Below are 13073 nucleotides of genomic sequence, written 5' to 3'. Positions count from 1 at the left end.
GATGTTCAGCTATGCTTGCCGGGCGAAGGGAAACGTAAAGTGGTTCAACACTCGATGGATATCAAGTTCGCCCACCGCTTGTCTTATAAACAAGCCAGATTGACTGTGCTGGTCGGTTTCGTGTTGGGAACCTTACTGAGCCTGATCCAAATCGGCATTGATTATGCCAGCGAAGACGCATCCATCAACCGTGAAATTCGCTCGCTGATCGAAATCAGCCACAACCCCGCGTCACGCATCGCCTACAACATCGACGCCGAATTGGCCCAGGAACTGACCCTGGGCCTGCTGCACTCCCCCGCCATCATCCATGCCCAGTTGATCGACAATAATGGCGTGGTACTGGCCGATGTCGACCGGCCGCGTAAAGAAAGCACCTACCGCCCCCTCAGCGATTTTCTGTTTGGTGCCAACCGCCAGTTTGAAGATCAGCTGTTCCTGAACCCTATGCCCAACGAGTCCCTCGGCGTGCTACGTCTGGACGTGGACACTTATGTCTTTGGCAGCCGTTTCCTGCGCCGTGCCGAGATCACCCTGCTCAACGGGTTTGCCCGCAGCCTGCTGCTGACCGGCATCCTGCTGGGTCTGTTCTACGTCATGTTGACCCAGCCACTGGTGCGCATTATTCGCGAGCTGAGCAACCGCAGACAGGCACGCCTGGATTGCCCGCCGGGCCATGAACACGACGAAATCGGCGTACTGGTGAACGTTGCCAACCACCAGTTCGAAAGCATGGAGACGGAGATCCAGCAACGCCGCCAGGCGGAAGATCGACTGACCGAATACCTGGGGCAATTGGAGGACATCGTCTCCGCGCGCACCCTGGAGCTCAAGGCCAGCAACCAGCGGCTGAGCCAGTCCAACGACGAATTGGAAGCGGCGAAGATGCATGCATTGGGCATGGCGCAGGCCCGTGCGGCGTTCCTGGCTAACATGAGCCATGAAATTCGCACCCCGCTCAACGGCCTGCTGGGGATGATCGCACTGTCGCTGGACAGCCCGCTCAACGCCGAACAGCGTCAGCAACTGTCTATCGCCCATGACTCGGGCAAAGTGCTGGTGGAGTTGCTCAACGATATCCTTGACCTGTCCAAGTTCGATGCTGGCCAGTTGGAGCTGGAACGCATCCCCTTCGACCTCGGCTCGCTGGTGGAGGACACCGCTAACCTGCTGTCACAAAACGCGGCGCCGAGTGTGGAACTGACCTGCCTGATCGACCCGCAGTTTCCCGCCCAGGTGCTGGGCGACCCGACCCGTGTGCGGCAAATCGTCAGTAACCTGCTGTCCAACGCCTTGAAATTCACGCGCTTCGGCCGGGTCGATGTGCGCCTCAGCGCGCTGGATGGCCGAGTGCGTATCGAGGTCTGTGATACCGGCATCGGCATTGCGCAGGAAGCCCAGGTAAAGATTTTCCAACCGTTCACCCAGGCCGGAGCCGGTATCACCCGCCAGTTTGGCGGCACGGGTCTCGGCTTGGCGTTGACGCACAACCTGTGCGAAGCGATGAAAGGCCGACTGAGCATCAGTTCGGAGGTCGGCTTCGGCAGCCAGTTCTGCGCCGACCTGCCGTTGCCGATCCATTTGCCCGCGGTTCAACAGTTGCCGCTCAAGGGTGAGGTGATCGCCATTACCAGTGCCGGCAGCGGCCTGACGGAACTGCTGACCACCCTCCTGCCCCACTGGGGGCTGACACCCCACTGCTACCCGCGTGATGAGGATTTAAGCGGGCAAACGCCGGACTTGCTGATCACCGACTGCCCCGAATGCCTGTTCCGCCTGCGGCCTTCCATCACCGCGCCGATCCTGCTGGTGACCGCCTATGGCAATTTCATGCCCAGCGAAGAAGTTGCGGCACTGGCGCCGTTGCAGCAACAGGCGCGCCCGCTGAGCCGCAATGCGCTGTATCAGATACTGGAACGTAACTTGCGCAGCGATCACCCACTCATCCTTGATCCCATCCAGATGGAAGCCGTGCCCCTGGCACGCCGGGCGCGCATCCTGCTGGTGGAGGACAACGCGGTCAATCAACAGGTCGCCAAAGGCATGCTCAGCAAACTGGGGTGCGAGGTGATCGTGGCCGCCCACGGTGGAGAGGCGCTCAAGTTTCTTGAAGAACAACACTTCGACATGGTGTTGATGGACTGCAATATGCCGGTAATGGACGGTTACGAAGCCAGCCGGCAGATTCGTCGCAGCGGCCGCTGGCCGGACCTGCCGATCGTCGCGTTGACCGCCAACGCCCTGTCCGAAGAGCGCGAGCGTTGCCGGGCCGCGGGCATGAATGACTACCTGGCCAAGCCGTTTCGGCGCGAGGAACTCAGCGGTTTGCTGGACTTGTGGGTGCCGAAGACGACAAGTCTCTGACCTGCAGCAGCAACTGGTCCAAGCCGTCGCGCAAGGCATCGGCCTGGTTCAGGTCGATGCCGCTGTCGCACAGCAGCCGGGTCTTGAGCGCATGGGTCTGGACGCGCAACTGCACACCGCTTTCGCTGAGGCTCAGGTGCACTTCCCGCTCATCCTTGGCGCTGCGCTGGCGCTTGACCCACGTAAGGTGTTCAAGGCGCTTGAGCAACGGCGTCAGCGTGCCCGAATCCAGCATCAAGCGCTCGCCCAACGCCTTGACCGTGGGTTGCGCGGGGGCTGTGTCGTGCCACTCCCACAACACCAGCATCACCAGGTATTGCGGGTAGGTCAGGCCCAGTTGATCCAGCATCGGCTTGTAGGCGCGGATCACCGCCCTGGACGCGGCATAGAGCTTGAAACACAGCTGGTTATCGAGGGCCAGGGATACGCTCATTTGAGCAGGGCTTCGATCTCTTGAGTCAGGTCCTGAGGCTTGGTGGTCGGGGCAAACCGCTTGACTACCTGGCCTTCACGACCGATGAGGAACTTAGTGAAGTTCCACTTGATGCCTTTGGAGCCGAGCAGGCCCGGCGCCTGTTGTTTCAGTTGCACGAACAGCGGGTGGGCATCGCTGCCGTTCACGTCGATTTTCTTGAACAGCGGGAAGCTGACGCCGAAATTCAGCTCGCAGAATTCGGAGATCGCCCCTTCGTTACCCGGTTCCTGCTTGCCGAACTGGTTGCAAGGGAAACCCAATACCACCAGCCCCTGGTCCTTGTACTGCTGCCAGAGTTGCTCCAGGCCCTTGTACTGCGGGGTGAAGCCACACTTGCTGGCGGTGTTCACCACCAGGATGGCCTTGCCGGAAAAATCGGCCAAGGTCTTTTGCTCACCTTTGATGGTGGTGCAAGGGATGCTCAGCAGGTTGTCATTCATGGCAGTGCCTTGATAAGGGGGAGAGAAGGATAAACATAGTCGGCAATTCAATTGTGTGCAATTTAATTGACCGCAATGATATCCCATTATCACCTCCCTCTGCAGGAGCCCGGCTTGCCGAACGCCTACAGAGGTTTTATCAACGCGGGACGAGGTCCAGGCACACCGAATTGATGCAATAACGCAGGACCGTCGGCGGCGGACCGTCGGGGAATACATGGCCCAAGTGGGCATCGCATTTGGCGCAGGTGACTTCGGTGCGGATCATGCCGTGGCTGACGTCACGGATTTCGATCATCGCGCTGTCGGCAATCGGCGCGTAGAAACTGGGCCAGCCGCAGCCGGAATCAAACTTGGTGGTCGAATCGAACAGCGGCTCGTTGCAGCAGATGCAGTGGTACACACCGTCCGTCTTGGTGCCGTTGTACTTGCCGCTGAAAGGTCGCTCGGTACCCTTGAGACGACATACGTTGTACTGCTCGGGGTCGAGCATGGCTTTCCATTCATCAATGGTCTTCTGCAGCTTTTCCATCGGTACACCTCGGCAACTGAAAAAGCCTGATCTGTGTCTTTTCCGTAGATCAGGCGGCACGTATGATTGCGCCTCTTCAAAACGCCAGTCTGGCACCCGCGCTACCGGCATTCAAACGTATTTATGGGGGCGGCCCCGCGGGATTCACAGTACGGTAGTGTCCACACCGTCTGGATCGTTCATTTTCAGGATCACATCGCCATGCAGGTCAGCAAATCGAACAAGCTCGCCAACGTCTGCTATGACATTCGCGGCCCAGTGCTCAAGCACGCCAAACGCCTGGAAGAGGAAGGCCATCGCATCCTCAAGCTGAACATTGGCAACCCGGCGCCCTTTGGTTTCGAAGCGCCGGACGAGATCCTCCAGGACGTGATCCGCAATCTGCCCACCGCCCAGGGCTACAGCGACTCCAAAGGCTTGTTCAGCGCGCGTAAAGCGGTGATGCAGTACTACCAGCAAAAGCAGGTCGAAGGTGTTGGCATCGAAGACATCTACCTGGGCAATGGCGTGTCCGAGCTGATCGTGATGTCCATGCAGGCCCTACTCAACAATGGCGACGAAGTGCTGGTGCCGGCGCCGGACTACCCGCTGTGGACCGCCGCCGTGACCCTGTCCGGTGGCCACCCGGTGCACTACCTGTGTGACGAAGGCGCCGACTGGTTCCCGGACCTGGCCGACATCAAGGCCAAGATCACCCCGAACACCAAGGCCCTGGTGATCATCAACCCGAACAACCCGACCGGCGCCGTGTATTCCAGGGAGGTGTTGCTGGGCATGCTCGAACTGGCGCGCCAGCACAACCTGGTGGTGTTCTCCGACGAGATCTACGACAAGATCCTCTACGACGACGCCGTGCACATCTGCACCGCGTCGCTGGCGCCGGACCTGCTGTGCCTGACCTTCAACGGCCTGTCCAAGTCCTACCGCGTGGCGGGGTTTCGCTCCGGCTGGATCGCCATCTCCGGCCCCAAGCACAACGCGCAAAGTTACATCGAAGGTATCGACATACTGGCCAACATGCGCCTGTGTGCCAACGTACCCAGCCAGCACGCGATCCAGACCGCGCTGGGCGGCTACCAGAGCATCAACGACCTGATCTTGCCCCAAGGTCGCCTTCTGGAACAGCGTAATCGCACCTGGGAACTGCTCAACGCAATCCCGGGCGTGAGCTGTGTGAAACCCATGGGCGCGCTGTACGCCTTCCCGCGGATCGACCCGAAGGTGTGCCCGATTCTCAACGACGAGAAGTTTGTGCTCGACCTGCTGCTCTCGGAAAAACTGCTGGTGGTGCAAGGCACGGCGTTCAACTGGCCGTGGCCGGATCACTTCCGCGTGGTGACATTGCCGCGCGTGGATGACCTGGAGATGGCCATTGGTCGCATCGGTAGCTTCCTCAAGTCCTATCGCCAGTAACGGAAACGGCGCTGTACGATCGACAATCGGTCGTACAGCGAGTATCTGGCAACACTTCTCTGCCCCTTCTCCGTTCCAGCCGTTTGCTGGCGCAGCAAAAGCTATCTCCCCCCTATATTTACTGGGCTGGAAGGTATAGGCGAACCGATCAAGGCGGCTTTTTCGCGTCGGAAAAGCCCTTCAAGGCTCTACATTCAGGCTGTAGGACACAGTTTGAAATAGTCGCTCGGTTGAATCACCCCATGCCGCACCTTATATACCCCGCAGTACGCGACATATTAAGCATGAGGAGAACTCTACAACCATGATGCGCATCCTGCTGTTCTTGGCCACTAACCTTGCGGTCGTGCTGATTGCCAGCATTACCTTGAGCCTTTTCGGCTTCAATGGGTTCATGGCGGCCAACGGGGTTGACCTGAACCTCAATCAGCTGCTGATTTTCTGTGCGGTCTTTGGTTTTGCCGGCTCGCTGTTCTCGCTGTTCATCTCCAAGTGGATGGCGAAAATGAGCACCAGCACCCAGGTGATCACCCAGCCACGTACCCGGCATGAGCAATGGTTGCTGCAGACCGTCGAGCAATTGTCCCGCGAAGCAGGCATCAAGATGCCCGAGGTCGGGATCTTCCCGGCCTATGAAGCCAACGCCTTTGCCACCGGCTGGAACAAGAACGACGCACTCGTTGCGGTCAGCCAGGGCATGCTGGAACGCTTCTCGTACGATGAGGTGAAGGCGGTGCTGGCCCACGAGATCGGCCACGTGGCCAACGGTGACATGGTCACCCTGGCGCTGGTCCAAGGCGTGGTGAACACCTTCGTGATGTTCTTCGCGCGGATCATCGGCAACTTTGTCGACAAGGTGATCTTCAAGAACGAAGAAGGCCGCGGTATTGCCTACTTCGTGGCAACCATCTTCGCCGAAATCGTGCTGGGCTTCCTGGCCAGCGCGATCACCATGTGGTTCTCGCGCAAACGGGAATTTCGCGCAGACGAAGCCGGTGCCCGCCTGGCCGGTACCGGGGCGATGATCGCAGCGCTGCAACACCTGCGCTCCGAACAGGGCCTGCCGGTGCATATGCCGGACAGCCTGACGGCCTTTGGTATCAACGGTGGCATCAAGCAAGGCATGGCTCGCCTGTTCATGAGCCACCCGCCACTGGAAGAGCGTATCGACGCACTGCGTCGTCGGGGCTGATAGCTCGGTAGTGACACCGAAAGGGGCGATCTGATCGCCCCTTTTTCGTGGGTACGTCTTTGAGCATTGCGGCATAGGTATCTACACCTCTAGAGCGAGCCTCTGCTACGTGATATCACATTTAGAATGTGTAGATACCGATGGCCATCGCTAGCAGGGTCAGCACCTGGTCAGTTGATACCCACGCTCTTCCAGCCGCGTAACGCCGTCCTGCACGAACTTCCAGCTCTCGCCCAGAATGTCTTGCTCTTCCACCACCTTCAGGGCCCAGTCCGCGCCAAACAGCACCTTCACCTCCTCATCCGTCACCGCAAACGGCGGGCCGGCTTTTTGCGTCTGGTCGTAATCGAGGGTGATCAGCAGCCCCTGGCAACCCGGCCGCAAAAGCGTATTCAGGTGCTCGGCATACTGCGCACGCATCAGCGGCGGCAAGGCGATCAGCGCGGCGCGATCATACAGCGCCGTGCAATCAGCCAGCGCCTCGGCGTCCAGGGCGAAGAAATCGCCGCACCACACTTCGATCAAATCAGCCTGATACACCTTGAACACGCCCCGCTGGGTGATGCGCGGCGCCAGGCTCTGTTCGCTGAAGAAAGCTTCCACCGCCTGCTCCGACAGCTCCACGCCAAGTACACGATGCCCACGGCTGGCCAGCCACATCAGGTCCAGGCTTTTGCCACACAATGGCACCAGCACTTTGGCGCCCTTGGCGAGGGCCAACGTCGGCCAGTGCCGTTGCAGGCAAGGATTGACCTCGGGCAAATGAAAGCCGATCTGATTGCGCGCCCAGCGCTCCCGCCAAAACTCAAGCTCCATGGATACCCCCGAAAACTCGATCAAATGGTGCTAAAACTTATATTAGATTTAGATCAATGATCTGATTAAAGATGGGCCCATGTTAACGCTCAGGACCCCCCTTATGTTCCCCAGCCTGTTTATCTCCCACGGTTCGCCCATGCTCGCCCTGCAACCCGGCGCCAGCGGCCCGGCGCTCCAGCGACTCGCCGCTGAGATGCCACGGCCGAAGGCAATCGTGGTGGTGTCGGCGCACTGGGAAAGCCATGAGCTGCTGGTCAGCGGCAGCGCGGCGCCCGACACCTGGCACGACTTTGGTGGCTTCCCCCGCGAATTGTTTGCCGTGCAATACCCCGCGCCGGGCGATCCGCAGTTGGCCGGCGAGATAGTCAAGCGGCTGCACGCCGATGGTTTGAATGCACGCATAGACGACCAACGCCCGTTCGACCACGGCACTTGGGTACCGCTCTCGTTGATGTACCCGGCGGCAGACATTCCAGTGGTGCAGGTTTCCCTGCCCAGCCGCATGGGCCCTGCCCTGCAGACACGGGTCGGGCATGCGCTTGCCAGCCTGCGCGACAGAGGTGTGCTATTGATCGGCTCGGGCAGCATCACCCATAACCTGGGCGAACTTGACTGGCACGCAGGGCCTGAGAGCATAGAGCCCTGGGCGCGGGATTTCCGGGACTGGGTGGTGGACAAGCTGGCGGCTAACGATGAGAACGCGCTGCACGACTATCGCCGTCAGGCACCGCATGCGGTACGTAGCCATCCCAGCGATGAGCATTTGTTGCCGCTGTACTTTGCACGTGGCGCCGGTGGCGATTTCAGCGTGGCGCACCAGGGGTTCACTATGGGCGCCCTCGGCATGGACATCTACCGCTTCGGCTGACAGAAATCTAAATGTGGGGAGCGGGCTCGCTCGCTCCCACATTAACTTGGATACAGAGCCAAAACCTCAAATGCCAGACAAAAAAATCCCCGAACCAGTCGGGGATTTTTTATGTGCGATCAATCAGCCCAGAGGCGGATCAATCTTCGCGGTAGCGACGCAGCTTCAACTGCTTACCGGCAACGCGAGTGTCTTTCAGCTTGGCCAGCAGTTTTTCCAGACCATCTTCCGGCAGCTCCACCAGGGAGAAGCTGTCACGGACCTGGATGCGACCGATGGCTTCACGTGCCAGGCCACCCTCGTTGAGGATAGCGCCGAGCAGGTTCTTGGCAGCGATACCGTCACGCGCGCCCAGCGCGGTACGGCAACGAGCACGGCCTTCAGCCAATGGAACCGGAGCGCGACGCTCACGATCACCACGGTCTGGACGGTCGCCAGTACGCTCTGGACGATCACCGCGTGGCGCGTTGTTCGGCACCAGTGGGCGTTCTTTCTCGATGGCTGCCAGGGTCAATGCTTGACCGTTGGTCGCTTTACGCAGCAGGGCTGCAGCCAGGGCACGTGGGGTGCAACCGATATCGGCGGTCAGGCGGTCAAGCAATTCGCCGTGGGTCGATTCAGCGTCAGCCACCAGCGGCGACAGGCTGTTGGTCAGTTTCTTGATGCGAGCATCCAGAACGGCCTGGGCATCCGGCAGGCGGACTTCAGCGACTTTCTGACCGGTAACACGCTCGATCACTTGCAGCATGCGGCGCTCACGTGGCGTCACCAGCAGCAGTGCACGACCTTCGCGACCGGCACGGCCAGTACGGCCGATACGGTGAACGTAGGACTCTGGGTCGTACGGCATGTCAACGTTGAACACGTGGGTGATACGTGGAACGTCGAGACCACGCGCAGCAACGTCGGTCGCCACAACGATGTCCAGACGGCCATCCTTGAGGGAGTCGATCACGCGCTCACGTTGGTTCTGGGCGATGTCACCGTTCAGCGCAGCGGCTTTGTAGCCTTTGGCTTCCAGGGCACTGGCCAGGTCAAGGGTCGCTTGCTTGGTGCGCACGAACATGATCAGGGCGTCGAAGTCTTCGACTTCCAGCAGGCTCAATACAGCCGAGGTCTTCTGGTCAGCGTGAACCAACAGGTGAGCCTGTTCGATCGCAGTAACGGTCTGAGTCTTGGTCTGGATCTTCACGTGTTGCGGATCGCGCAGGTGGCGTTCGGCAATGGCACGGATCGACTGTGGCAGGGTGGCCGAGAACAGGACGGTCTGACGGGTCGGTGGCAGCGCCTTGAAGATGACTTCCAGGTCATCCATGAAGCCCAGCTTCAACATTTCGTCAGCTTCGTCGAGAACCAGATGGTTCACGGTCGACAGGACTTTCTCGTCGCGACGCAGGTGGTCGCACAGACGGCCCGGGGTGGCGACAACGATCTGTGCGCCGTTACGGATTGCTTTCAGTTGCGGGCCCATCGGCGCGCCGCCGTAAACAGCCACAACGGTAACGCCTGGCATTTGCTTGGCGTAGGTTTCAAAAGCGGTTGCTACTTGCAGCGCCAACTCACGAGTTGGCGCCAGGATCAGGGCTTGCGGTTCGCGCTTGGCAGGATCGATGCAGTGCAGGATAGGCAGGGCGAACGCGGCGGTTTTACCAGTACCGGTTTGCGCCTGGCCAATCATGTCCTGGCCGGCCATGATGATCGGGATCGATTGCTGCTGAATCGCCGAAGGTTCTTCGTAGCCGGTCGCGATGACGGCAGCGAGAATATTCGGGTTAAGATTAAAAGCGGCGAAGCCGCCGGTTTCCTGGGTCATGGGTCTGCCTCTAAGTGCATCCGCAAAGACCCATGCTCCAAAGCTGCGCATGCCGTGTTGAGACTCAAGAGTCGCCCTGGCTGCTTTGTCGGCGGGGATTTGCGAAAACGAATGAATGAAAAAGATTCGTCAAGGAAGAGTCCGCTGTGCGGACGTGCAGCCGAAGCTGACTTCGGGGAATTGCGCTACCTAAACGCGGCCCGGTTAAAGGCCGGCGCGCACTATACCGGAAATAGCTGAAAAAGGGAGCTTTTTTTATCGTAAAGCACTGATAAACCGCGCTGCGTCACAGTCTTTGCAGATAACACGCGTTAGGTCTATTTTTCAAAGGCCCGGCCCTGTTGGTCACAACGCTTAAACGGTTCACCCAACCCTTCCGACCCTTTGGTCTGAAACCCTTCCCCGCGCCCGAGGGCACACCCGATGAATCAAGCCAGCAGCCGCCGCGTCAGCCGAAAACTGCAGGGCCATGTCCTGCTGTTGGGCCTGGACCGGGTAGCCAAACGCAACGCTTTCGACCTGGACCTGCTCAACGAGCTGAGCCTGACATATGGTGAATTTGATCGAAATGCCGATGCGCGGGTGGCGGTGGTATTTGCCCATGGTGATCACTTCACTGCCGGGCTGGACCTGGCCAATGTCAGCGCGGTGATGGCCGTCGGCTGGCAACCACCGCTGGGTGTGCAGGCCACATTGATGTCGGCACGGCTGGCGCATATGGAAGGCGAAGCCGTCGCGGCGGCGGCTTTGCCGCCTGTGGTGGATAAATTGCTTAACAGCGAGGATGCCGAGGAAGGTGTACGGGCGATGATTGAGAAGCGGCCGGGGGTGTTCAAGGGTATATGAATAACCTGAATTAGCCGTCGACAGTGATGGCCTCTTCGACTTGCTTGCGAAAGCGTCAGAACAGGCGACTAGGTTGCCGGCCGAATCGCCTTAATCAGCGACTGCAGCGAATAGCCCAAACGCGGCGCCAAGGCTTCGGCGCGAGCGGACAGGCCCTCCCTATCCAACGCCTGATCCAGCTCCGAAGGCACCAACAGAATCACATTCCCCTCCTTCACCGGCAGTTCCCAGTAATGCCGGTGATACAACCCGCGCAACAACGCCGCACCCAACGGTTTGCCATCGTCGGTGGCCCATTGGTTGATCACCAGCCAGCCGCCGGGGTTGAGTTTTTTCTGGCAGCTTTCCAGGAAGGTCCAGGCCAGGTGCCCGACGCCGGGGCCGACGTCGGTGTAGAGGTCGACGAAAATCAGGTCGGCCGACTCAGCCGTGTCGAGCAATTGCAGCGCGTCGCCGACGCGGATATACAGCCGTGGGTCATCGTCCAGCCCCAGGTATTCGATGGCCAGGCGCGGCACGTCGGGACGCAACTCGATGGCCTCCACGTCTTCCAGCGGCAGGAACTTAAGGCACGCCTGGGTCAGCGTACCGGCGCCCAGGCCGAGGAACAGTGCGCTTTCCGGCTGTTCATGGCACAACGCGCCGATCAGCATCGCGCGGGTGTAGTCGTACTCCAGCCAGCTCGGGTCAGCCGTGAACACGCAGCTTTGCTCGATGGCATCGCCGAACTCGAGAAAACGGTAATCGGCCACTTCGAGCACACGGATCATGCCGAAATCATCATGGACTTCGGCGAGCAGGCGCTCGACACGCTCCTCGGTCATCATTACTCCTAAAGGGTTTGCTGCACGGCAAAGGCGTGATTGTCGGCCAACCGGCGGCAACAGGTCACGCACTAATTGCTGATAACATTGGCGCCCGACCGTCAATCAACAATCGAGTGCATGATGAGCCAACCCTGGAGCCCCGACAGCTGGCGCGCCCTGCCGATCCAGCAACAACCCCAGTACCCGGACGCTGCGCACCTGCTGCACGTGGAGCAGAGCCTGGCCAGCTACCCGCCGCTGGTGTTTGCCGGGGAAGCCCGCGAGTTGCGTCGCCAGTTTGCCGAAGTGACCCGGGGACGCGCGTTCCTGCTGCAAGGTGGCGACTGCGCCGAGAGCTTTGCCGAATTCTCCGCCGCGAAAATCCGCGACACCTTCAAGGTGTTGCTGCAGATGGCCATTGTGATGACCTTCGCCGCCGGCTGCCCGGTGGTCAAAGTCGGGCGCATGGCCGGCCAGTTCGCCAAGCCGCGTTCGGCCAACGACGAGACCATCGACGGCATCACCCTGCCCGCCTATCGCGGCGACATCGTCAACGGCATCGGTTTCGATGAAAAAAGCCGCGTGCCGGACCCGGACCGCTTGTTGCAGTCCTATCACCAGTCCACCGCCACCCTCAACCTGTTGCGCGCGTTTGCCCAAGGCGGGTTTGCCGACCTGCACCAGGTGCACAAGTGGAACCTGGACTTCATCGCCAACTCCGCCCTGGCCGAGAAGTACAGCCAACTGGCCGACCGCATCGATGAAACCCTGGCCTTCATGCGCGCCTGCGGCATGGACAGCTCGCCGCAACTGCGCGAAACCAGCTTCTTCACCGCCCACGAAGCACTGCTGCTCAACTACGAACAAGCCTTCGTGCGCCGTGACAGCCTGACCAACGACTACTACGACTGCTCGGCGCACATGCTGTGGATCGGCGACCGTACGCGCCAGTTGGACGGTGCCCACGTCGAATTCCTGCGCGGGGTGAACAACCCGATCGGCGTCAAGGTCGGGCCGAGCATGAACCCGGATGACTTGATCCGCTTGATCGACATCCTCAACCCGGACAACGACCCCGGCCGCCTCAACCTGATCGCGCGCATGGGCGCCGGCAAGGTCGGCGACCACCTGCCAGGCCTGATTCGTGCGGTGCAGCGCGAGGGCAAGCAGGTGCTATGGAGCTCCGATCCGATGCATGGCAACACCATCAAGGCCAGCAGCGGCTACAAGACCCGCGACTTTGCGCAGATCCTGGGCGAGGTGAAGGATTTCTTCCAGGTGCACCAGGCCGAGGGGACGTATGCCGGCGGAATTCATATCGAAATGACCGGGCAGAACGTCACCGAATGCATCGGCGGCGCGCGGCCGATTACTGAAGATGGTTTGTCGGACCGCTATCACACCCATTGCGACCCGCGGATGAATGCCGATCAGTCGCTGGAGTTGGCGTTTTTGATTGCCGAGACCTTGAAGCAGGTCAAGCGCTGAGATTTAAGTTGCCTTTA

The 13073-nt window shown here is 60.0% G+C and carries 12 protein-coding genes; 6 read left to right on the top strand and 6 right to left on the bottom strand.

The features are described 5' to 3' along the window. The first annotated feature begins 54 nt into the window (after positions 1-54). Complete coding sequence (locus tag AACY52_RS04550) at positions 55-2364, top strand: response regulator (protein WP_339560333.1); 2310 nt, start codon at positions 55-57, stop codon at positions 2362-2364. Here the strand turns inward: AACY52_RS04550 and AACY52_RS04545 are convergent. The 3 genes from AACY52_RS04545 to msrB all read right to left on the bottom strand — a co-directional run bounded on the left by AACY52_RS04545 (position 2318) and on the right by msrB (position 3811). After that, complete coding sequence (locus tag AACY52_RS04545; protein WP_339414753.1) at positions 2318-2797, bottom strand: MarR family transcriptional regulator; 480 nt, start codon at positions 2795-2797, stop codon at positions 2318-2320. The two genes, AACY52_RS04550 and AACY52_RS04545, sit on opposite strands and share 47 nt — an antisense overlap. Then, entirely contained in the window at positions 2794-3279 is a 486-nt protein-coding gene (locus AACY52_RS04540; RefSeq protein ID WP_339541005.1) for a glutathione peroxidase, read from the bottom strand. Before AACY52_RS04540 ends, AACY52_RS04545 begins: the two co-directional genes overlap by 4 nt. A gap of 139 nt (positions 3280-3418) precedes the next feature. Next, entirely contained in the window at positions 3419-3811 is a 393-nt protein-coding gene (msrB, locus tag AACY52_RS04535; protein ID WP_339560307.1) for a peptide-methionine (R)-S-oxide reductase MsrB, read from the bottom strand. A 201-nt stretch (positions 3812-4012) separates the two neighbouring features. On the opposite strand from msrB, the gene AACY52_RS04530 reads away from it, so the two are divergent. Further along, a complete protein-coding gene (locus AACY52_RS04530) occupies positions 4013-5224 on the top strand; it encodes a pyridoxal phosphate-dependent aminotransferase (protein ID WP_339414756.1) in 1212 nt (403 codons plus the stop codon). Between the two features lie 304 nt (positions 5225-5528). After that, positions 5529-6416 carry a protease HtpX gene (gene htpX / locus AACY52_RS04525; protein WP_339414757.1) on the top strand — a complete coding sequence of 296 codons (888 nt, stop codon included), beginning with the start codon at positions 5529-5531 and terminating at the stop codon, positions 6414-6416. A 159-nt stretch (positions 6417-6575) separates the two neighbouring features. Here the strand turns inward: htpX and AACY52_RS04520 are convergent, their stop codons facing one another. Beyond that, positions 6576-7232 carry a thiopurine S-methyltransferase gene (locus AACY52_RS04520; protein WP_339414758.1) on the bottom strand — a complete coding sequence of 219 codons (657 nt, stop codon included), beginning with the start codon at positions 7230-7232 and terminating at the stop codon, positions 6576-6578. Between the two features lie 103 nt (positions 7233-7335). On the opposite strand from AACY52_RS04520, the gene AACY52_RS04515 reads away from it, so the two are divergent. Further along, positions 7336-8103, top strand: coding sequence for a class III extradiol ring-cleavage dioxygenase (locus AACY52_RS04515; protein WP_339414759.1), 768 nt, complete (start codon positions 7336-7338; stop codon positions 8101-8103). Positions 8104-8242: 139 nt separating this feature from the next. Here the strand turns inward: AACY52_RS04515 and AACY52_RS04510 are convergent, their stop codons facing one another. Beyond that, positions 8243-9916 carry a DEAD/DEAH box helicase gene (locus AACY52_RS04510; protein ID WP_053255160.1) on the bottom strand — a complete coding sequence of 558 codons (1674 nt, stop codon included), beginning with the start codon at positions 9914-9916 and terminating at the stop codon, positions 8243-8245. A 423-nt stretch (positions 9917-10339) separates the two neighbouring features. Between AACY52_RS04510 and AACY52_RS04505 the strand changes: the two genes are divergently transcribed. Next, positions 10340-10762: a hypothetical protein gene (locus AACY52_RS04505; RefSeq protein ID WP_339414760.1), complete on the top strand. Its 423-nt coding sequence runs from the start codon at positions 10340-10342 to the stop codon at positions 10760-10762. Between the two features lie 68 nt (positions 10763-10830). On the opposite strand, the gene AACY52_RS04500 is transcribed toward AACY52_RS04505, so the two are convergent. Then, positions 10831-11586: a spermidine synthase gene (locus AACY52_RS04500; protein ID WP_339414761.1), complete on the bottom strand. Its 756-nt coding sequence runs from the start codon at positions 11584-11586 to the stop codon at positions 10831-10833. Positions 11587-11709: 123 nt separating this feature from the next. On the opposite strand from AACY52_RS04500, the gene AACY52_RS04495 reads away from it, so the two are divergent. Then, the gene (locus AACY52_RS04495) at positions 11710-13056 is read left to right on the top strand and encodes a class II 3-deoxy-7-phosphoheptulonate synthase (RefSeq protein ID WP_339560306.1); all 1347 of its coding nucleotides are present in this window, start codon (positions 11710-11712) and stop codon (positions 13054-13056) included. Positions 13057-13073: the final 17 nt, after the last annotated feature.

This window comes from Pseudomonas sp. EA_65y_Pfl1_P113 (assembly GCF_963970525.1).
Lineage (GTDB): Bacteria > Pseudomonadota > Gammaproteobacteria > Pseudomonadales > Pseudomonadaceae > Aquipseudomonas > Aquipseudomonas tritici.
Note: the sequence above shows the minus strand (reverse complement) of the source record. Positions and strands in the feature narration are given on the sequence as shown.